This window comes from Hyphomicrobiales bacterium (assembly GCA_002869065.1).
GTDB lineage: Bacteria > Pseudomonadota > Alphaproteobacteria > Rhizobiales > Rhodobiaceae > Rhodobium.
Genome location: PKTR01000001.1, coordinates 185,859 through 206,925 on the forward strand (window position 1 = coordinate 185,859; position 21,067 = coordinate 206,925).

Below are 21,067 nucleotides of genomic sequence, written 5' to 3' on the forward strand. Positions count from 1 at the left end.
AAGGAGAGTTCACATGGTCGATTTCTCAGCGGTCCGCGCGATCGACTTCCACACCCATGCGGAGGAGCCCTGCGGCTGCCATACCGATGACGGCTATGACGAGCTGCAGAGCACGATGGCGAAATATTTCGGCGCGCCGTGGTCGCATCCGCCGACCATTCCCGAAACGGCCGCTCACTTCCGCGCCCAGAACATCGCCGCGGTGATCTTCCCCGTCGACTCCGAACGCGAGACCGGCTACCGCCGCTATCGCAACGAGGAAGTGGCCGAACTCGCCGCCGAGAACGACGACATCCTGATCCCGTTCGCCTCGATCGATCCGCACAAGGGCAAGCTCGGCGCGCGCGAGGCCCGCAATCTGGTCGAGAACTACGGCATCCAGGGCTTCAAGTTCCACCCGACCATGCAGGGCTTCTATCCCAACGACCGGCTCGCCTATCCGCTCTATGAGGCGATTGCCGAGACCGGCAAGCCGGCGCTGTTCCACACCGGCCAGACCGGTGTCGGGTCGGGCATGCCCGGCGGCAACGGGATGCGGCTGAAATACTCCAACCCGATGTATATCGACGACGTCGCGGTCGATTTCCCGGACATGCCGATCATTCTCGCGCACCCATCCTTCCCCTGGCAGGAGGAAGCGCTGTCGGTCGCCCAGCACAAGCCCAACGTCTATATCGATCTGTCGGGCTGGTCGCCGAAATACTTCCCCAAGATCCTCATCCAGTACGCCAACACCATTCTCAAGGAGAAGATGCTGTTCGGCTCCGACTGGCCGATGATCTCGCCGGAGAAGTGGCTGGGCGCCTTCGAGAAGGCCGACTTCCGCGACGAGGTCCGCCCGCTGATCCTAAAGGAAAACGCCATGCGCCTGCTGGGGGTGTCATGAGCGAATTCCACGCGCCGGTCGACGATATCGTCTTCTCGCTCCGCCATGTGGCGCGCGCCGACCGGCTTGCCGACTGGGACGACGAACTGGCCGCCGAGATCATTGCGCATTTCGCCGCCTTTGCCGAAGGGCGGATCGCACCGCTCGATGCCGCTGGCGACCAGCAGGGCTGCCGGCTTGTCGATGGCCGCGTGCGCATGCCCGACGGCTTCGGCGAGGTCTATGGCGAACTGGCCGAACAGGGTTGGCAGGGGCTTTCCGCACCTGAAGAGCATGGCGGGCAGGGGCTAAACGGCGCCGTTCGTGCTGGCGTCAGCGAGATCTTCACCGCCGCCAACCATTCGCTGCAGATGGTCACCTCGCTGGTGCCCGGCGCGGTCTCCGTGTTGATGCATTTCGGCACCGAGGAACAGAAGGCCGCCTGGATTCCGCCGCTGGCCGAGGGGCGCTGGCTCTCGACCATGGCGCTGACCGAGCCCGGCGCCGGGTCGGATCTTTCGGTGATCCGGACCCGCGCGGCGAAGGACGGCGACACCTGGCGCATCGACGGCGAGAAGATCTTCATCTCCGGCGGCGATCAGGACATGTCGGAAGGCATTTTCCATCTCGTGCTGGCCCGATCGGGCCCGACCGAGGCGGGCGTGAAGGGACTGAGCCTGTTTGCGTGTCTGTCGGACCTCCCGGACGGCACACGCAACCCGATTTCGGTAACACGGATCGAGGAAAAGCTCGGCCTTCACGCCTCGCCGACCTGCCAGCTCGCCTTTGATGGAGCCATTGGCCACCTCGTCGGCGAGGAGGGCGGCGGCCTGAAGGCGATGTTCGCCATGATGAACCACGCGCGCATAGACGTCGCGCTGCAGGGTGTTGCGCATGCAGCGCGCGCTGCCGATCTCGCCCGCCGCTATGCCGCCGAGCGCCAGCAGGGGCGCGATGCAACCGGCCAGCCGGTGACCATCGACCGCCATGCCGACGTCGCGCGGATGATCGACACCTGCGATGCGCTGGCCATCGGTGGGCGGGCGCTCTGCCATCTGACGCTGGTTGCCGAAGCGCTCGGCGACGCGCATGACTTCGTCGAGTTCATGACGCCGCTGTGCAAGTATTTCTGCACCGACGCCGGTACGTGCGCCGCAGACCTCGCCATTCAGGTGATGGGCGGCTACGGCTACTTGCGCGAATACGGCGCCGAGCAGAACTGGCGCGATGCCCGCATCTGCGCGATCTACGAAGGCACCAACGGTATCCATGCCCGCACGACGGCGACCCGCTCGCTGAAGATGAACGGCGGTGCCGGCATTGCGGCTTTCGCGGGCTTCTTGCGCGACAGTGGTGCCGCGTTCGAGGCGTTGGCAGAGGGCTGGGTAGAAGAAGCGCAGCGCGTCGCCGCCAGCAACGACCCTGCCGTCGAGGCCCATGCCTTCATGGAAACGACCTGCGATCTCGCCTACCGCGCGGCCTGGGCGCGCGTCGCCGCGGCAGCCGATGCGGCGCCGGACGCGGACCGTCTGAAGCGGCTCGCGGGGTTGGTCGAAACGGGAGCGCTTTGAGGCGCTCCCTGACCCCTCAAACGGCTTCCAGCGCGATGGCGATGCCCTGTCCGACGCCGATGCACATGGTGGCGAGCGCCTTTTCGCCGGACCCGAGCTCAAGCGCGGCGGATCCGGTGATGCGCGCGCCCGACATGCCGAGCGGATGGCCGAGCGCGATGGCGCCGCCATTCGGGTTCACGCGCGGATCGTCGTCCGCGATGCCAAGATCGCGCAGCACGGCGAGACCCTGACTGGCGAAGGCTTCGTTGAGTTCGATGACGGCGAAGTGGTCCACGCCGAGCCCGAGACGGGCCATCAGCTTCTTCGATGCCGGCGCGGGACCGAACCCCATGATACGCGGCGGTACACCTGCCGTTGCAGCACCCAGCACGCGGGCAATTGGTGTCAGACCGTGGGCCTTGATGGCCGCTTCGGACGCGACCACCAGCGCCGTCGCGCCATCGTTCACGCCAGACGAATTGCCTGCCGTCACGGAGCCATCCGCCTTGACGAAGGTCTTCAGCTTCGCGAGGCCATCAAGCGTCGTCTCGGGGCGAGGGTGCTCGTCTGTGTCGACGATAAGCGGGTCGCCGCGTCGTTGTGGAATGCTCACCGGCACGATCTCGCGGGCGAGACGGCCATTCGCCATCGCCGCGCCGGCCTTTTGTTGCGAGCGCAGGGCGAAGGCGTCCTGATCCGCCCGGCTGATTGAGAAGTCTTCGGCGACGTTCTCGGCGGTTTCCGGCATCGATTCGACGCCGTGCGCTGCCTTCATGGCCGGATTGACGAAACGCCAGCCGATGGTCGTGTCGTGCACCTCGTTGGCGCGCGAAAATGCTGAGGTTGCCTTCGGCATCACGAACGGCGCCCGCGACATGGATTCGACCCCGCCGGCAATCATGAGGTCGGCATCGCCCGCCATGATCGCCCGCGCGGCAATCGCGACCGCGTCCATGCCCGACCCGCAAAGCCGGTTGACCGTCGTTCCCGATACGCTGTCGGGATACCCGCCGAGCAGCACTGCCATGCGCGCGACATTGCGGTTGTCTTCGCCAGCCTGATTGGCGCAGCCGAGAATGACGTCGTCGATGGACGTGAGATCCATGCCCGGATTGCGCGCGGCGAGGGCGGCGAGCGGGATCGCGACCAGATCGTCGGCGCGAACCGGCGACAGCGCGCCGCCGTAACGGCCGATGGGCGTGCGGATATAGTCGCAGATATAGGCGGCGGGCATTCAGACCCCCAGATAGCGGGTGTGCGTTTCCTCATCTTCGCGCAGGTCGGCGGAGGTGCCGCGCCAGACGATCTGGCCGCGGCTCATCAGGCTGACCTCATCGGCGAGACCAAGCGCGAAATTGAGGTTCTGTTCGACGAGCAGGACCGTCAGCCCCGCCGCCTTCAGTTCCTTCAGCTTGGCAAAGATCTGCTGAATGATGATCGGTGCGAGGCCCTCGGTCGGTTCGTCGAGGATCAGGATGCGCGGGCTGCTCATCAGCGCCCGCCCGATCGCCAGCATCTGCTGCTCGCCGCCCGAAAGCTGATGGCCGCCATTGTCGAGACGGTTGGCGAGGTTCGGGAAGAAGGCGGTCACGCGCTCCAGCGTCCATTCCGGATTGGGACCGGCGAGGCGGCTCGCCAGTTCCAGGTTTTCGCGCACCGACAGCGCGCCGAAGATGTCGCGCGTTTCCGGCACATAGGCGATGCCGGCCTTGGCGTTGTCATAGGGTTTGCCGCCACCGATCGAGCGGCCCTCGAAGGTGATCGTGCCGGCTTCGGTCGGCAGGTGGCCGATGATGGTCTTCAGCGTCGTCGACTTGCCGACGCCGTTGCGCCCGAGCAGCGCATGCACCGTGCCTTCGCGCACCGTCAGGTCCATGCCGTGCAGGATGCGGGTTTCGCCGTAACCGCTCTCGACGCCGCTGAGTTCAAGCATCGGCTTGCCAATCGCCGAGATAGATGTCGCGGACAATGGGGTTGCCACGTGTTTCATCGGGAGTTCCTTCAAACACCACTTCGCCGAAATTGAGCACCGTGATCCGGTCGGCGACATCGAAGGCGAGATCCATGTCGTGCTCGATGATCAGCACCGTGAGATCCTTCGGCAGCTTGTGCAGCAGATGGTGAAAGCCCTGGATCATCGAAGGGCCGACGCCGGACGTCGGTTCGTCCATCAACAGGATGCGCGGCCGCGTCGCCAGCGCGAGCCCGACCTCGAGCTGGCGGCGGTTGCCGTAGGAGGCGTTCTTCACCGGCGCGTCGAGCATGTCCTGCAGCGCGACCAGCTCGGCGACTTCCTCCACGGTGTCGCGGACTTCCTTGTCGGAAAAGCTGTCGCGCACCATCCAGTGCGACTTGCGCTGCGAGGCGGACGCGGCAAGCGCTAGGTTTTCCCGCACGGTCAGATCGTCGAACAGATTGTTCTTCTGATAGCTGCGCGACAGGCCGCGCCGCGCCCGTTCCGCCACCGACAGCGAGCGCACCGAGGTGCCGTCGATCAGGATGTCGCCGCCGCAAGGCGTCAGCGCCCCGACCAGCAGATTGAACAGGGTCGTCTTGCCGGCGCCGTTCGGCCCGAGGATGACGCGCCGTTCGCCCGGCTCGAGCGCGAGGCTGACATTGCGCGTCACCTCGATGCCGCCGAAGGATTTGCAGAGCTCTTTCACCTCAAGCATGACTCGGCTCCTTCGCCTGACCGGCGGTTCCGCGCCGTCCATTGAGCCAGAATTCGATCTGACCCCAGATGCCGCGACCGCCTGCAAGCACAGTGGCGATCAGCACAAGGCCGATCACCATGTGCCAGTGGTCGGTGTGGCTGGAGACTTCGTGCTTGAGGAAGACGAACAGAACGGCGCCGATGAGCGGGCCGACCAGCGTGCCAAGCCCGCCGAGGATCACCACGATCAGGGCTTCGCCAGACACCGTCCAGAACAGCAGCGAGGGCGAGATGTACATGGTGTGCTGGGCGGCAAGAATGCCGGCGACGCCGGCCAGCAGGGCTGAAAAGCCGAAGGCGCGGCCGCGATGGAACACGGTGTTGATGCCGAGCGCGCGCATCCGGTCCTCATTGCTGTGGATGCCCGTCAGCGTTCGCCCGAAGGCTGAGCGCAGCACCCAGGCGGCAGCGAAATAGACGCCCGCGACCAGCAACAACGCGTAGAGCGCGAAGGTCAGGCTGTCGTTGAGATCGATTCCGAGGAACGAGAAGTCGAACCGGGCGATGCCGCCCATGCCGTCGTCGCCGCCGAGCCAGCGCGACTTGAAGACGATGGTATAGGCCATCTGGCCGAAGGCGAGCGTGGCCATGATGAAATAGATGCCGCTCGTGCGCCCGGTGATCCAGCCAACCAGCGTTCCGAAGACGGACGCGGCCGCGACCGCCGCGACCGCCGAGGGCAGGTTCGGCAGGCCGAACTTGGCCGTCAGGATGGCGTAGACATAGGCCGAGATACCCATGATCGCGCCGTGACACAGCGAGACCATGCCACCGAAGCCGGCGCAGACGTCGAGGCTGACGGCGAGTATGGCGAGGATCGCGATCTCGATGACGATTTCACGCGAGAAGTAACCGCCGGTCGCCGCGTAGATCGCAAGGCCCGCGAGCGCCGCGAACAGGATGATGGTACGTGCCGTGGTTTGCTGGAACATGGATCACCCTTTCGCCGGCAGAAGCCCCTGCGGGCGAAGAAGCAGGATCGCCGCAAGGAGCACATAGCTGAGGATCGCGGCAAAGCCGGGCAGCAGGACGGCGCCGAAGGTTTCGATGAAGCCGATGATGAGCGATCCGGCGACGGCGCCCTGCAGGCTGCCGAGCCCGCCGATGACGACGACGATCAGCGTCGGGATCAGGATCGAGACGCCCATGCCCGTCGTTGCTGAAAAGACCGGCGCGGCGACGACACCGACAAGGCCCGCCAGCGCGCAGCCGACACAGAAGACGAGGAAGAACAGGCGCCGCACATTGATGCCCATGGCGGTCGCCATCGCTTCGTTCTCGACGCTGGCGCGGATCATCGCGCCGATCTGCGTGCGCGCCAGAACCACCCACAAACCGGCCATGACGAGCGCGCCGAGCACGATGATGAACAACCGGTAGGTCGGATAGGCGACGCCGAGCAGATGGGTCGTTCCCGAAAGGAGGTCGGGCGTGTCGAGCCCGAGCGCGATGTCGCCCCAGCCGATGCGTACCAGATCGATGATGACGAAGATCAGACCGAAGGTGACGAGCACCTGATTCATCGGTCCCGCGCCGCGCAGCCGGTCGATCAGGAGGAAATAGAGGAGGGCGCCGACAAGAGTCACCGCCAGCGGCGCCAGAAGGAATGCGCCCCAGTATCCGCCCGCAAAGCTCGCCGCCGTGATCCCGGTATAGGCGCCCAGCATATAGAACGAGCCATGGGCCAGGTTCACGAAGTGCAGCAGCCCGAGAATGACCGTCAGCCCGATCGACAGCAGAAAGAGAAGCATCGAGAGCTGCAATGCGTTCAGGAACTGCAGCACCCAGAAACCGGTATCCATGTCGGGACACTCCTGTTCGGGGAAGCGGCCCACGCCGCGCCAGAGCGCGGCATGGGCCAGCCGATTACTGCAGTGTGCAGCCGTTCGGGGCGTCCTGGACGCCTTCCATGGTCGCGATGACCTTCTGCGTCAGGGCACCGTCCGCCATCACCGTCTCGTAGACATAGATGTTCTGAATGACGTTGTTGGTGGCCGGGTCGATCTTCAGCGGGCCGCGCGGGCCGGTGTAGCTGACCTGCGGGATCGCGGTTGCCAGCGAAGCCCGATCGGAAGCGCCGCTTTCAACGGCGCCGATCAAGACACGGCCGGCGTCATAGCCCTGCACCGAGTATTCCGACGGCATGCGGTCGTACTTCGCCTTGAATGCCTTCACGAAGGCCGCGTTTTCCGGGGTGTCGAGGGTCGGGACGTAGTGCAGCGACGTCTTGACGCCAACGGCTGCCTCACCCTCGGCCTTGACGTAGAGCGGCGAGGTCAGGAAGCCCGAGCCATAGAGCGGAATGCCGAGATCGAACGAGCCGTACTGCTTGACGAAGCTGATCGCCTCGCCGCCGGCATAAAAGACGAAGATCGCGTCCGCGCCCGACGCCTTGGCGTTGGTGAGATACGGGCCGAAGTCGGACGTCTTGCCGAACGGCGTGTATTCCGCGCCCACGACCTTGCCGCCGGCGGCGGTGTAGGAGGCGGTGAAGGCATCGATCATCTGGCGGCCGGCGGCATAGTCCGGCGCCAGCGTGTAGACGGTCTTGATGCCCTGTTCGGCAAGCCAGGTGCCCATCGGCCGGTTGACCTGGCTGTTGGAGAACGAAACGCGGGAAATGAACGGCGAACAGCTCGCGCCGGTGGCGGCGTCGTTGCCCGCGTTGGCGACGATCAGCGGCACCTTTGCGCCATCGATGAAGTCGCGCAGCGCGCCGAGCACGCCAGAGGACACCACGCCGACGATGACGTCGACATTGTCCTGCAGGACAAGCTTGCGAGCCTTGGCCAGGCCGACCGGCGGCTTCACTTCGGTGTCTTCGCGCACGATGGTGAATTCACCCGTCTTGCCCGCTTCTTCGAGCGCCAGGTTGAAGCCATCGGTGATGTCGTTGCCGAGCGCCGCATAAGTGCCGGAATAGGGCAGCAGCAGGCCGACATTGGTTTCGGCAAGGCTGCTGGCTGTCGAGCCGACGCTGACGGCGGCTGCAAGCGCGATGCATTTGATCGTGGTTTTCATGTTTTTCCTCCCTCGGTGCCGTTGGTGATCTTTGTTGATCTGGCATTTTGGCTATATGCAAAAAAATGCATCTCGTAAAGCAATTTCGTTGCACATCGCACAATTTTATGCAGTATAAAGCACAACAAAAGATGCCGTTCATATCGGGAGGAATCATGAGTCAGGCGCGGTTTGAAGAGCTTGTTGGTGAGATCGCGGCGTCGATCGGTTCGCGGCAACTCGATGAAACCCTTGAGGGATTTTTGAATTCCAAATGGGCGAAGGACGACGTCGCCTTTGCCGAGCTGCGCAGCCTATGCGCCGAAGGCGAGCGCGAAGGCTGGCTGATGGGACGCGAAGCGGGCGGCATCAAGTTCGGCCGCGCCATGAAGCCCGGCGGAGTGGTCGGCGACTTCAGCGTCGACGTCGTACGTATGAAGAATGTCAGGGGACCGCACCACATTCATCCTAACGGGGAGATCGGCGCGGTCATGGCCCTTGAAGGCGCGCCGATGTTCGACGCCTTTCCGGAGGGCTGGTACGTCTACGGCCCGGGCACGGATCATTATCCGACCGTCGGCGGCGGCGATGCCTATGTATTGTATCTGCTTCCGGGCGGCGCGATCGAGTTCACCGGACAATAACAAACAGACAGACTGCGCGCGGACGGGCAGCGCAGGGAGGAGGACAAGGTGGAGTGTGAGAACAACGAAAATGCCGCGATCTATTTCGTCGATCGGCATGTTTCCGAAGGCCGTGCAGACAAGGTCGCGTTCCGCGAGGCCGATGGCGCGCATCGTTCGCTGACCTATGGCGAGCTTTCCGAGCAGAGCGGGCGTTTCGCCGGCGCGCTTGCCCGCCACGGCGTGCGCCGCGAGGAGCGTATCGCGATCATCGTGCGCGACCAGATCGAGTTCCCGGTGGTGTTCTGGGGTGCGATAAAAGCCGGTGCGATTCCCGTGCCGATCAACACGCTGCTGTCGCCCGAGATCTACGAGAACATTCTGAACGACAGTCGCGCCACGATCCTCATGGTCTGTCAGGCGATGTGGGAGACGGTGAAGCCGGCGCTCGACGCCAACCGCTATTTGCGTGCCGTCGTGGTGATCGGCGACGCCCCGGAGGGAACCGAGAGTTATTCCGAGTTCGTCGACGGCGCGCCAGTGGAAGCCCCGGTCGAGGTCTGCGAGGACGAGCTGGCCTTCTGGCTCTACTCCTCCGGCTCGACGGGCACCCCGAAAGGCGTGCGCCATGTCCATTCATCGTTGAAGGCGACCGCCGACACGTTCGGTGCGCAGGTGCTCGGCATCCGCGAGGACGATGTCGTCTATTCCGTCGCCAAGATGTTCTTCGCCTATGGGCTCGGCAACGCGATGACGTTCCCGATGTCGGTCGGCGCATCGACGATCCTGCTGAGCGGTCGCCCGACACCCGACGCGGTATTCGACATCATGTCAAAGGAGCGGCCGACCATCTTCTGCGGTGTGCCGACGCTCTACGCGGCCCTCGTCAACGAGCGCGAGCGCGAAGGCTCCGCGCCCGATCACTGCATCCGCATCTGCACCTCGGCGGGCGAGGCGCTGCCGCGCGAGATCGGCGAGCGTTGGGAGCGGCTCTGGCACGCCCAGATCATCGACGGCGTCGGCTCCACCGAGATGCTGCACATCTTCCTGTCGAACCGGCCGGGCGACATCGTCTACGGCACGTCCGGAACGCCGGTGCCGGGCTATGAGGTCCGCCTTGTCGACGAGCATGACGAAGACGTTGCCGATTGTGGTGTGGGCGAGCTTCTGGTGCGCGGGCCGTCGAGCGCCGACGGCTACTGGAACCGCCGCCACAAGTCGATGGCGACCTTCGCCGGCCACTGGACCCGCACCGGCGACAAATACGAGCGCACCCCCGAGGGCCGCTTCATCTACTGTGGCCGCGCCGACGACATGTTCAAGGTGTCCGGCATCTGGGTGTCGCCGTTCGAGGTCGAACAGGCGCTCGTCGAGCACCCGGGCGTTCTGGAAGCCGCCGTCGTTGCCCATCGTAACGAGGAGGGGCTGGAGAAGCCGGTCGCTTTCATCGTTCTCAAGCCAGGCACAGACCCGAAGGTCGTCGGCGAGCTGAAGGAGTTCGTCAAGGCGAAGGTCGGCCTGTGGAAATATCCCCGCTGGATCGACGTCGTTCAGGAACTGCCGAAGACCGCAACCGGCAAGATCCAGCGCTTCAAGCTGCGCGACGTCGAGGTCGAGGAGACGGCGTGATGGCCGTCGACTGGGCTGCCCGGACCGGGCGCCTGACTGGGCGCCTGACCGCTGCGGGCAAGTCGCTCGAATGGGGAACCTTCGGGCCGGCGCCCGCTGGCGGCGGCAGCGCCATCGTCATGCTGCACGAGGGGCTCGGTTGCCTCGCGCTGTGGCGTGACTTCCCGGAAAAGCTTGCCGGGGCAACGGGTCTGCCGGTGTTTGCCTATTCGCGCGCCGGCTACGGCCAGTCCGATCCGGCGGATCTGCCGCGCCCGCTCGACTACATGACCCGCGAGGCGGTCGAGGCGCTGCCCGAGGTCTTGGACGCAGTTGGCGCCGGGAAGGTGGTCCTGTTCGGCCATTCCGACGGTGCAACCATCGCGGCCGAATATGCCGGCCGGATCGAGGACTCGCGTCTGCGCGGGCTGGTGCTGATGGCGCCGCATTTCTTCACCGAGGAAATGGGGCTGACAGAGATCGCGCGGGCCAAAGACGTCTTTGCCAGTCAGGACCTGAAAACGCGCATGGCGAAATACCACCGCGACCCCGAAGCGACATTCCGGGGCTGGAACGACGCCTGGCTGGCGCCTGGCTTCAAGGACTGGAACGTCGCCGACGTGATCGAGCGCTGGCGCGTGCCTGCGCTCGTCATTCAGGGCATTGGCGACCAGTACGGCACCGAGGCCCAGGTGAATGTCGTGGCCGAGCGCAGCAACGCGCCCGTCGACATCGCCTTGCTCGAGGACTGCCGTCATTCGCCCTTTATCGATCAGCCGCAGGCGACGCTCGATGCCGTCGCCGCGTTCCTTGCCCGCCTCGACGGGAACGAGACCGCGCAGGAGGCTGTCGCATGAAACTCGAAAGCTATCTGAGCGGACGCTGGCAGGCTGGTGAAGGGGAGGGCCGCGCCCTCGTCAATCCGGTCTCGGGAGATGAGATCGCACGCGCCGGCGCGACCGGGCTCGACCTTGCCGCCGCGCTGGACTTTGCCCGCACCTCCGGTGGCCGAGCGCTTGCCGACATGACTTTTGCCGAACGCGGCGCGCTTTTGAAGGCAATCGCCGACGCGCTGCAGGCGAACCGAGATGCCTATCTCGACATCGCGCGCGAGAACTCCGGCAACACCGCCGCCGATGCCTCCGTCGATATCGATGGCGGCATCTTCACGCTGAAGACCTACGCGCGCCTCGGCAAGTCGCTCGGCGACGCCTCGATGATCGTCGAACCGGGCGGCGATCAGCTTGCCCGCGATCCGGTCTTCTTTGCCCGCCATATCTGGCAGACCCGGCCGGGCGTGGCCGTGCAGATCAACGCTTTCAATTTCCCCTCCTGGGGCATGTGGGAGAAGGTCGCGCAGGCAACGCTCGCCGGCGTGCCGTCTCTGGCGAAACCGGCCACATCGACCGCGCTCCTTTCGGAGCGGATGATGCGCGATGTGATCGCCGCAGGCGTCGTACCCGAAGGCGTGCTGTCGCTTATTTGCGGCAGCGCCGAGGGCATGGTCGCGGCACTCGGGCCGATGGATTCGGTCGCCTTCACCGGATCCGCGGCAACGGCCCGCATCCTGCGCCGTGAAGCGGCCGAGATGATCGCCGCGCCGCGCCTGACGGTCGAGGCCGACAGCGTCAACGCCACCATTGTCGGCCCCGACGTCACCGCCGGCGATGAGATCTTCAATCTTGCGGTGCGCGAGGTCGTCACGGCGCTGTCGGTTAAGGCCGGCCAGCTCTGCACCAACATTCGCCGGATATTCGTGCCGGCTGCTCTTGCCGATGATTTCACCGCCGCGGTCGCCGCCAAGGTGAGTGCCCTCGCGGTCGGCGACCCGGCCGACCCGGCAACCCGCGTTGGCCCGCTCATCAATGTCGCTCAACGCGACGAGGCACTGCGTAATATCGAAGCCCTGTCCGCCGAGACGCTGCTCGTCGCCGAGGCCAGATTGCCCGATGTCGCGGTGAACTCCGGTTTCGTCGCGCCGCGCCTGCTGTCCTGCCTTGATCCGTCTGGCGCCCACGCCGTGCATGAACTCGAAGTGTTCGGACCCTGCGCGACGGTGCTGCCCTACAGCGATATGGCTCAGGCCGTGACGCTCGGTACACGCGCCGAAGGCAGCCTCGCGCTCAGCCTGTTCACCAATGACCGCAAGGTGCAGGCCGAGACCGTTGCGGGTCTCGGCCCGTGGCATGGCCGCGTGCTGATGGTCGACAGCGAGGTCGGCAAGGCCCACACGGGTCACGCGATCGTCATGCCGCAATGCGTCCATGGAGGTCCCGGCCGCGCCGGTGGCGGCGAGGAGCTCGGCGGTCTGCGCGGCCTGCGCTTCCACATGCAGCGCACCGCCGTACAGGCAGGTCCCGCCGCGCTCGAAGCACTCGGCGGCACGGAGGCGGGCGCGGTTCTGTGAGTCGGCAGGCATCCAATCAAACTGAATAAAAGTGCAATATGATGCATAAAATGGCTTCCATTTATGGCTATGAACGACTAAAAAAGGGAATATCCTGCCAAAACGGGGTTTACGAGACCTGAAGTTGGCAATATTGTGCAATCTGCGTTGCGACGCAAACCTCGGAGGATTTCAGGCCGTGACCAAGGTGATCGACTTTCAGACGGATCCGTCCAAATACCGCCACTGGCGTGTCGAATATGATGGCCCCGTCGCCAGTCTCTATATGGACGTCGATGAAAAGGGCGGTCTGTTCGAGGGCTATGAGCTGAAGCTCAATTCATACGACCTCGGCGTTGACATCGAGCTGGCCGACGTCGTCCAGCGGATGCGTTTCGAGCATCCCGAGGTCAAGACCGTGGTGATGCGCTCCGGCAAGGAGAAGGTCTTCTGCGCCGGCGCCAATATCCGCATGCTGGCGGGCGCGGCACACGCCCACAAGGTCAACTTCTGCAAGTTCACCAACGAGACCCGCAACACCTTCGAGGCGGCCGGCGTCGAATCCGGGCAGAGCTACATCTGCGCTGTGCAGGGCGCCTGCGCCGGCGGCGGTTACGAGCTGGCGCTCGCCTGCGATCACATCATCCTCACCGACGATGGCTCCTCCTCGGTCGCGCTTCCCGAAGTGCCGCTGCTGGCCGTGCTGCCGGGCACGGGCGGCCTGACCCGCGTTACCGACAAGCGCAAGGTGCGCCGCGATCACGCCGACGTCTTCTGCTCGATCGAGGAGGGTGTACGCGGCAAGCGCGCCAAGGACTGGCGGCTCGTCGACGATGTCGTCCAGAACTCCAAGTTCGACGAGATCGTTGCCGAGCGCGCGAAGGAATTCGCCGCGAAGTCGAATCGCCCCGACGACGCAAAGGGCGTCGCGCTCACCCCGCTCGCGCGCACCTTTGCTGATGATGGCAGCGTGCAATACTCGCTGGTCGAGGTTGCCATCGAACGCGACAAGGGTGTGGCGACGATCACCATCGCCGGTCCAGACGGTCCCGCGCCGGCGTCGATGGAGGCGCTGCAGGAAGAGGGCGACCAGACCTACATGCTGCGGCTCGCCCGCGAGCTGGACGACGCCATTCTTCATCTGCGGTTGAACGAGCTCGAAATCGGCGTTCTCGTTATCAAGTCGCAGGGCGATCCGGCGCTGGTCATCAAGCACGAGGCGTTGCTTTTCGCCAACAAGGATCACTGGCTCGCCAACGAGATGCTGCTCTACTGGAAGCGGGTCCTGAAACGGGTTGATCTCACCTCGCGCTCGCTCGTCGCGCTGATCGAGAACGGCTCATGCTTCGCCGGTGTGCTGGCGGAATTGCTGTTCGCCGTCGACCGCAGCTACATGATGGAAGGCGACTTCGAGGGCGACAATCGCCGCGTCGCGGCGATCACGCTGACCGACTCGAATTTCGGTCCGTTCCCGATGTCGAACGATCTCACCCGGCTGCAGACCCGGTTCCTCGGCACGCCGGAACTGGTCGCCGAGGCCGAGGCCGAAAAGGGCAACGAACTGGAGGCCTTCGACGCCGATCGTCTCGGTCTCGTGACCTACGCCTACGACGATGTCGATTGGGACGACGAGGTGCGCATCTTCCTGGAGGAACGCGCCAGCTTCTCGCCCGACGCCCTGACCGGCATGGAAGCGAACCTGCGTTTCCCCGGGCCGGAAACTATGGAAACCCGCATCTTCGGCCGCCTGACTGCCTGGCAGAACTGGATCTTCCAGCGCCCCAACGCGGTTGGCGAGGACGGCGCGCTGCGCCGCTACGGGACCGGCATCCGCGGCGACTACGACATGCGCCGGGTCTAACAAACAGCAACGCACCAGGAGACGCTCCAAATGCTCGATCTGATCAATGTGAGTTACGACACCCAAATCCCCAACAATGTCGGGCTGTCCAGCGACAAGCGCGTTCTCAAAGCGCTGGAGAAATGGCATCCCGGCTACATCAACTGGTGGACCGGCCTCATCCCCGAGGAATTCCAGAAGTCGTCGGTCTATCTGCGTACCGCCGTCTCGGTCGATCCGAAGGGCTGGGCGAAGTTCGGCTACGTCAAGATGCCGGAATACCGCTGGGGCGTTCTGCTCGCGCCGCAGGTTGAGGATCGCCGGATCCCGTGCGGCGAGCACGCCGGCGAGCCGGCCTGGCAGGAAGTGCCGGGCGAGTATCGCAACCTGATGAAGCGTCTGATCGTCATTCAGGGCGACACCGAGCCGGCCTCGGTCGAGCAGCAGCGCTGGCTGGCGCTCTCCGCGCCGTCGCTCTACGACATGCGCAACCTGTTCCAGGTCAATGTCGAGGAAGGCCGCCACCTGTGGGCGATGGTGTACCTGCTGCACAAGTATTTCGGCAAGGACGGCCGCGAAGAGGCCGATGATCTGCTCCGTCGTCAGTCCGGCTCGGAAGAAGCCCCGCGCATGCTCGGTGCCTTCAATGAGGAGACGCCGGACTGGCTGTCCTTCTTCATGTTCACCTACTTCACCGACCGCGACGGCAAGATGCAGCTCGAAAGCCTTGCCCAGTCCGGCTTCGATCCGCTGTCACGCACCTGCCGCTTCATGCTGACCGAAGAGGCGCACCACATGTTCGTCGGCGAGACGGGCGTCGGCCGCGTGATCCAGCGCACCTGTGATGTGATGAACGCCAACGGCATCGACGATCCCTATGACATCGGTAAGATCCGCGATCTCGGCGTCATCGACCTGCCGACCATCCAGAAGAAGCTGAACCTGCACTACACGCTCAGCCTCGACCTGTTCGGCCAGGAAGTCTCCACCAATGCGGCCAATGCCTTCAATGCCGGCATCAAGGGCCGCTACATGGAGCACCGCATCGACGACGACCACAAGCTGACCGGCGACAGCTACGTCGTCTGGGACATCGAGGACGGCAAGGCCGTTCAGAAGGAAGTCCCGGCACTGACCGCGATCAACATGCGCCTGCGCGACGACTACAGCCGCGACGCCGCCGGTGGCGTTGGCCGCTGGAACAAGATCATCGAAAAGGCCGGCGTCCAGTTCGAGCTGAAGCTGCCGCACGAAGCCTTCAACCGCAAGATCGGTGTCTTCTCCGGCCACCTGTTCGACCCCGAAGGCAAGGTGGTTTCGGGCGCCGAGTACGACGCCGGTATCACCAACTGGCTGCCGACCCATGCGGACGGCGACTTCATCCAGTCGCTGATGAAGCCGTGCTGGGAATCGGGCAAGTACGCCGGCTGGATTGCGCCGCCGAAAGTCGGCATCGACAACAAGCCGGGCGACTTCGAATACGTGAAGCTGCACAGCGCCTGAGCCAAATCCTATCGGAACCAGGGGGAGGGACGGCGTGTTCCGCGCCGCCCCTTCCGCATCGGGCGCCGGGAAGCGTCCGGGAACGAGCGTCGCAGCACGCATGCTGCGGGCGAATATGATGAAAAGCGCTTGGGAGGAGCCAGATGGGCATCGCGACGAAGCTGTTGAAGCAGCATCTGATCGATCCGGAGATTTGCATCCGCTGCTACACCTGCGAGATGACATGCCCGATCGCCGCGATCACGCATGACGACAACAACGTCGTGGTCGATGCGGCCATCTGCAATTACTGCATGGCCTGTATCCCGGTCTGTCCGACCGGCTCGATCGACGAGTGGCGGGTGGTCGACGCTCCCTATTCGCTGGAAGACCAGTATTCGTGGGCCGAACTGCCGGACCAGCAGGACCTCGGAGAAACGAGCGATGAGGGCATCGAGGCGCTCGACGACGCGATGTCGGCGCTGCTCGCCGAAGCGCACAAGGGAGCGGGCGGCAAGTCGAAGGCGCCGGCAAGCGCCTCCAAGCCGACGGTCAATCTCTATGGGCTCGGCAATCCCGCGACGGCGAAGGTGCAGGGCACCTATCGCCTGACGTCCGAGGACTCGGGCACCGATGTGCGCCACATCATTCTCGATTTCGGCGGCCAGCCCTTCCCGTTTCTGGAAGGTCAGTCGATCGGCATCATTCCGCCCGGCGTGGACGAGAACGGCAAGCCGCATTTGCCGCGGCTCTATTCCGTTTCCTCGCCGCGCGATGGCGAACGTCCGAACTACAACAACGTCTCGCTGACCGTGAAGCGCGAGGAAAACGGCCTCTGCTCAAATTACGTTTGCGATCTCAAGATGGGCGACGAGGTCCAGGTGACGGGTCCGTTCGGCGCAACCTTCCTGATGCCCGACGATCCTGCCGCACGTCTGCTGATGATCTGCACCGGCACCGGTTCGGCGCCGTTCCGCGCCTTCACCATGCGGCGTCAGCGTTCGGCGGCCGGTGCATCGGGCGACATGGTGTTGTTCTTCGGCGCACGCACGCCCGACAGCCTGCCGTATTTCGGCCCGCTCAACAAAGTGCCCGCCCGGCTTTTGCGCAAGCACATGGTCTTCAGCCGCATTCCCGGTGCGCAAAAGGAATATGTGCAGGACCGCATGATGGTCGAGCAGGAAGACGTTGCCGAATTGCTCGGTGACCCGAAGACGCATATCTACATCTGCGGCCTGAGAGGCATGGAGGAAGGCGTCGAGAAGGCCTTCGCCAACATCGCCGAAAGCGCCGGCCTGCCCTGGGACACGACGCGCGAGGCGATGCGCGAAGAGGGCCGCTATCACGTCGAGACCTATTGATGGCCTTCGAGCACGAGATCCGCGTCACCTGGGGCGACTGCGATCCCGCCCGGATCGCCTATACCGGCAGGTTGCCGATGTTCGCGCTCGACGCAATCAACGCCTGGTGGGAGCACCATGGCGGTGCCGGCTGGTATCAGATGGAGATCGACCAGAATCTCGGTACGCCGTTCGTCAGCATGAACATGAGCTTCCGTTCCCCGGTCACGCCGCGTCACAGGCTGATGTGCGCGGTGCGACCGAACCGTCTCGGCGAGACCTCGGTCGGGTTCCGCGTCGAGGGGCGGCAGGACGGGCAGCTCTGTTTCGAGGGCGATTTCGTCTGCGTCTTTACGGTCGCCGACGCGTTCAAAAAGACGCCGCCGCCACAGCGGATACGCGACATCGTGGCGGTGCACATGATCGGGTAGGGGACCGGCGGCACGCGGCCCTCCGCAATCCTGTGGGAATCGAAGAAAAGCGTTGAGTTTTCCTGTATCTATCATTACTATGTGCAATATAGTGCATGAGATTGGCGATATGGGCGAGATTACGAATTTTCGGGGCGAAACGGTCGATGCGGGCGCCGATGACGACGTCAATGCAGCGGCCGACCAGTTGGTCAAATCCGTCGGCGAACGGGTGCGCAAGGCGCGCGAGCTCAAAGGCTTGCCGCGACGGGTGATTTCGGAAATTTCCGGCGTTTCGCCGCGCTATCTGGCGCAGCTCGAAGCTGGTCAGGGCAACATCTCCATCGGCCTTTTGAAAAAGGTCGCGCTGGCGCTCGATCACCGCATCGAATGGTTCGTCGGCGAAGAGGATCCGTGGACCTCGGAAGCGCTGCACGTCGCCGATCTGTTCCGCGTCGCGCCCGCCTCGGTCCGTCAGAAGGTGCTGGACATCCTCAACCCTGTGCCAGCGGAAAAACGCCGCGCCCACCGGATCGGCCTGATCGGACTGCGCGGGGCCGGCAAGTCGACGCTGGGCGCCATGGCCGGCCAGGCGCTCGGTGTCCCCTTCGTCGAGCTGAACCGCGAGATCGAAGCCAATTCCGGCATGCCGGTCAATGAGTTGCTGGCGCTCTACGGGCAGGAGGGCTATCGCCGGCTGGAAGCCGAGGCGATCGATCGGGTGATTGCCACCCACGATACCGCGATCCTTGCGCTTGCCGGCGGCATCGTGTCCGAGCCCGACACCTACAAGCGGCTTCTCGACCATTTCCACACGATCTGGCTGCGCGCGAGCCCCGAAGAGCATATGTCGCGGGTGCTGGCGCAGGGCGACACCCGTCCGATGGCCGGTAACCCGGAAGCGATGGAGCAGCTCAAGTCGATCCTGCGCAGCCGCGAGTCGCTTTATGAGCGCGCGCTGGCGCAGCTCGATACCTCGGGCAAGCCGCTGAAAACCTCGCTCGACGAACTGATCGAACTGATCTGCGACCGGGGCTATCTCGGCACGCCGATCTGCCAGGAAAATGCCGGCATCCGCCGGTCGAAGAAGGCGAACACAGCGTCCGAATAGCCCGGATGCGCGCGGGCTCAGCCTGCAATCGCGCTCCGGATTCGGGACAATCCGCAAACATGTGAGGAGAAAACGATGCTTTCACGGCGTCGGGACGGCATCTACGGCTATGTCGAATTGGACAATCCGCCGGTCAACGCGATCGGCCGGGCGTTGCGCCAGGCGCTGCTCGACGCCGTCGAGTGGGCCGAGGCCGAAGGTCTGGAGCGCGTCATTGTCTCCGGCAAGGGCAGGGGCTTTGCCGCCGGCGCCGACACGTCGGAATTCGACCGCCCGCCCGAGCCGCCGCATCTGCCCGACGTGCTGGCCCGCATCGAACAAAGCCCGGTTCCGTGGATCGCCGCGATCCATGGCGCGGCACTCGGCGGGGGCGCGGAGATCGCGCTCGCTTGCCGCTACCGCATTGCCCGTCCCGACGCGACCGTCGGCTTGCCCGAGGTCACGCTCGGCGTCGTCCCGGGCGCCGGCGGAACGCAGCGTCTGCCGCGCCTCATAGGGCTCGAAGCCGCGCTCGATCTGGTGCCGACCGGCAAGCCGGTCAGCGGCACGGCGGCAAAGGCGCTCGGGCTCGTCAACGAGGTCGACGACGATCCGGTCGCCCACGCCGAAATGCTGAACGGCGAACAGCTCGGCACGGTGGTCCCGGTCGGCGAGCTGAACACCGGTACGGTTGCGCCGGAAGCATTCGAGAAGGCGCGGAAAACGGCGGCGAAGCGCATGCGCGGCCAGATCGCCCCGCAAAAGGCAATCGACCTGCTTGAGCTTTCGCAGAGCGCGTCGCTCGCCGACGGGATGGCCGCCGAGCGCGCGGTGTTCCTCGAACTGCGGGCGTCCGAACAGGCGCGTTCCCTGCGCCACATCTTCTTTGCCGAGCGTGGCGCAAAGGCGCCGGGCTGGCTGACGGCGGATCCGATGCCGGTCGAGAACGTCGCAATCGTCGGCGGTGGCACCATGGGGGCCGGCATCGCCTACGCGCTGCTGAACGCAGGCCTCAAGGTCAGTGTGCTCGAAACCGACGCCGACGGCGTGGAGCGGGCAAGGGCCAATGTCGACAAGATCATCGAGGCGAGCCTTGGCCGTGGTCTGATCGACGCCGCCGGCGCCGATGACCGCCGTTCCCGGTTGACCATTTCCGACGACTATGCGGTTGCCGGCGACGCCAATCTCGCGGTCGAGGCGGCGTTTGAAAGCATGGAGGTCAAGCGGCAGGTTTTCGGCCGGTTGCAGGCGGCCATGCCGGCGGAAAGCATTCTTGCCACCAACACGTCCTATCTCGACGTCGACGAAATCGCCGCCGTCCTCGACGATCCCTCGCGGCTGGTCGGTCTGCATTTCTTCGCGCCGGCCCACATCATGAAGCTGCTGGAGATCATCCGCGGCGCGAAGAGTTCGGACCGCGCGCTGGCGACCGGCTTCTCGCTCGCCCGCCGTCTGAAGAAGATCCCTGTGCTGTCCGGCGTTTGCGACGGCTTCATCGGCAACCGCATCCTCGCCCGCTATCGCGAGGCCGCCGACACGCTGCTCATGGACGGCACGACGCCGTGGGAACTCGACGAAGCCATAGTCGAGTTCGGCTACGCAATGGGGCCGTATGAGGCGCAGGACCTCTCCGGCCTCGACATCGCCCACGCCAATCGCCGCCGGCAGGACGCGACGCGCGACCCGAACCGCCGCTATATCCCGATTGCCGACCGTATGGTCAATGAGGGGCGTCTCGGGCGCAAAGCCTCGGTGGGCTGGTATCGTTATCCGGGCGGTGGCGGCAAGGTCGTCGACCCGTTGCTCGAGGATCTGATCCGTGAGGAGGCCCATTTCGCCAAGGTCGAACGGGGTGAGTTCAGCGCCGATGAAATCCGTCATCGCCTGACGCTTGCGATGATCAACGAGGCTGCGGAAATCCTCGCTGAGGGGATTGCCGAGAAGGCCTCCGACATCGACCTCGTCACCGTTCACGGCTACGGCTTCCCGCGTTGGCGTGGTGGGCTCATGTGCTATGCCGACGCGCTTGGGGCCAAGGCCGTGCTCGAAGGGCTGAGTGAGCTGGCGAAGGAGGATGCGCTGGTTTGGAAGCCGAGCCGGGTGGTGGAGGAATGCGCCGAAAAGGGGCTGCGCTTCGCCGACTGGCGGCGCTGACCG

18 protein-coding genes are annotated in these 21,067 nt (G+C 64.8%); 12 read left to right on the forward strand and 6 right to left on the reverse strand.

Annotated elements, in window-relative coordinates:
• The first annotated feature begins 13 nt into the window (after positions 1 to 13).
• Both C0606_00895 and C0606_00900 read left to right on the forward strand, forming a co-directional pair.
• Complete coding sequence (locus C0606_00895) at positions 14 to 886, forward strand: 4-hydroxyphenyl-beta-ketoacyl-CoA hydrolase (protein PLX39135.1); 873 nt, start codon at positions 14 to 16, stop codon at positions 884 to 886.
• A complete protein-coding gene (locus tag C0606_00900) occupies positions 883 to 2,436 on the forward strand; it encodes an acyl-CoA dehydrogenase (protein ID PLX39136.1) in 1,554 nt (517 codons plus the stop codon). The genes C0606_00895 and C0606_00900 overlap by 4 nt, the downstream gene beginning before the upstream one ends.
• 16 nt (positions 2,437 to 2,452) lie before the next feature.
• On the opposite strand, the gene pcaF is transcribed toward C0606_00900, so the two are convergent.
• The 6 genes from pcaF to C0606_00930 all read right to left on the reverse strand — a co-directional run bounded on the left by pcaF (position 2,453) and on the right by C0606_00930 (position 8,152).
• Positions 2,453 to 3,652: a 3-oxoadipyl-CoA thiolase gene (gene pcaF, locus C0606_00905; protein PLX39137.1), complete on the reverse strand. Its 1,200-nt coding sequence runs from the start codon at positions 3,650 to 3,652 to the stop codon at positions 2,453 to 2,455.
• Complete coding sequence (locus tag C0606_00910) at positions 3,653 to 4,351, reverse strand: ABC transporter ATP-binding protein (GenBank protein ID PLX39138.1); 699 nt, start codon at positions 4,349 to 4,351, stop codon at positions 3,653 to 3,655.
• Positions 4,344 to 5,090 (reverse strand): ABC transporter ATP-binding protein, encoded by a 747-nt coding sequence (locus C0606_00915; GenBank protein PLX39139.1) that lies wholly within the window; start codon positions 5,088 to 5,090, stop codon positions 4,344 to 4,346. The genes C0606_00910 and C0606_00915 overlap by 8 nt, the downstream gene beginning before the upstream one ends.
• Positions 5,083 to 6,063 carry a branched-chain amino acid ABC transporter permease gene (locus tag C0606_00920; protein ID PLX39140.1) on the reverse strand — a complete coding sequence of 327 codons (981 nt, stop codon included), beginning with the start codon at positions 6,061 to 6,063 and terminating at the stop codon, positions 5,083 to 5,085. The genes C0606_00915 and C0606_00920 overlap by 8 nt, the downstream gene beginning before the upstream one ends.
• A 3-nt stretch (positions 6,064 to 6,066) precedes the next feature.
• The gene (locus tag C0606_00925) at positions 6,067 to 6,933 is read right to left on the reverse strand and encodes a branched-chain amino acid ABC transporter permease (protein ID PLX39141.1); all 867 of its coding nucleotides are present in this window, start codon (positions 6,931 to 6,933) and stop codon (positions 6,067 to 6,069) included.
• Positions 6,934 to 6,997: 64 nt separating this feature from the next.
• The gene (locus C0606_00930; GenBank protein PLX39142.1) at positions 6,998 to 8,152 is read right to left on the reverse strand and encodes an ABC transporter; all 1,155 of its coding nucleotides are present in this window, start codon (positions 8,150 to 8,152) and stop codon (positions 6,998 to 7,000) included.
• Between the two features lie 155 nt (positions 8,153 to 8,307).
• On the opposite strand from C0606_00930, the gene C0606_00935 reads away from it, so the two are divergent.
• From C0606_00935 to C0606_00980, 10 genes are all read left to right on the forward strand, one after another.
• On the forward strand, positions 8,308 to 8,775 hold the full coding sequence (locus C0606_00935) for a DUF4863 domain-containing protein (GenBank protein PLX39143.1): 468 nt from the start codon (positions 8,308 to 8,310) through the stop codon (positions 8,773 to 8,775).
• A gap of 48 nt (positions 8,776 to 8,823) precedes the next feature.
• On the forward strand, positions 8,824 to 10,383 hold the full coding sequence (locus C0606_00940) for a benzoate-CoA ligase family protein (GenBank protein PLX39144.1): 1,560 nt from the start codon (positions 8,824 to 8,826) through the stop codon (positions 10,381 to 10,383).
• Positions 10,383 to 11,219: an alpha/beta hydrolase gene (locus tag C0606_00945; GenBank protein PLX39145.1), complete on the forward strand. Its 837-nt coding sequence runs from the start codon at positions 10,383 to 10,385 to the stop codon at positions 11,217 to 11,219. The genes C0606_00940 and C0606_00945 overlap by 1 nt, the downstream gene beginning before the upstream one ends.
• On the forward strand, positions 11,216 to 12,769 hold the full coding sequence (locus tag C0606_00950; GenBank protein ID PLX39146.1) for a 3,4-dehydroadipyl-CoA semialdehyde dehydrogenase: 1,554 nt from the start codon (positions 11,216 to 11,218) through the stop codon (positions 12,767 to 12,769). Before C0606_00945 ends, C0606_00950 begins: the two co-directional genes overlap by 4 nt.
• 178 nt (positions 12,770 to 12,947) lie before the next feature.
• Positions 12,948 to 14,609 (forward strand): benzoyl-CoA-dihydrodiol lyase, encoded by a 1,662-nt coding sequence (locus tag C0606_00955; protein ID PLX39147.1) that lies wholly within the window; start codon positions 12,948 to 12,950, stop codon positions 14,607 to 14,609.
• Between the two features lie 30 nt (positions 14,610 to 14,639).
• Positions 14,640 to 16,091: a benzoyl-CoA 2,3-epoxidase subunit BoxB gene (gene boxB / locus C0606_00960; protein PLX39148.1), complete on the forward strand. Its 1,452-nt coding sequence runs from the start codon at positions 14,640 to 14,642 to the stop codon at positions 16,089 to 16,091.
• Positions 16,092 to 16,234: 143 nt separating this feature from the next.
• Complete coding sequence (boxA, locus tag C0606_00965) at positions 16,235 to 17,431, forward strand: benzoyl-CoA 2,3-epoxidase subunit BoxA (protein ID PLX39149.1); 1,197 nt, start codon at positions 16,235 to 16,237, stop codon at positions 17,429 to 17,431.
• Complete coding sequence (locus C0606_00970; GenBank protein PLX39150.1) at positions 17,431 to 17,841, forward strand: acyl-CoA thioesterase; 411 nt, start codon at positions 17,431 to 17,433, stop codon at positions 17,839 to 17,841. The genes boxA and C0606_00970 overlap by 1 nt, the downstream gene beginning before the upstream one ends.
• 109 nt (positions 17,842 to 17,950) lie before the next feature.
• Positions 17,951 to 18,931: a transcriptional regulator gene (locus C0606_00975; protein PLX39632.1), complete on the forward strand. Its 981-nt coding sequence runs from the start codon at positions 17,951 to 17,953 to the stop codon at positions 18,929 to 18,931.
• 75 nt (positions 18,932 to 19,006) lie between these two features.
• Positions 19,007 to 21,064, forward strand: coding sequence for an enoyl-CoA hydratase (locus tag C0606_00980; protein PLX39151.1), 2,058 nt, complete (start codon positions 19,007 to 19,009; stop codon positions 21,062 to 21,064).
• Positions 21,065 to 21,067 lie beyond the last annotated feature (3 nt).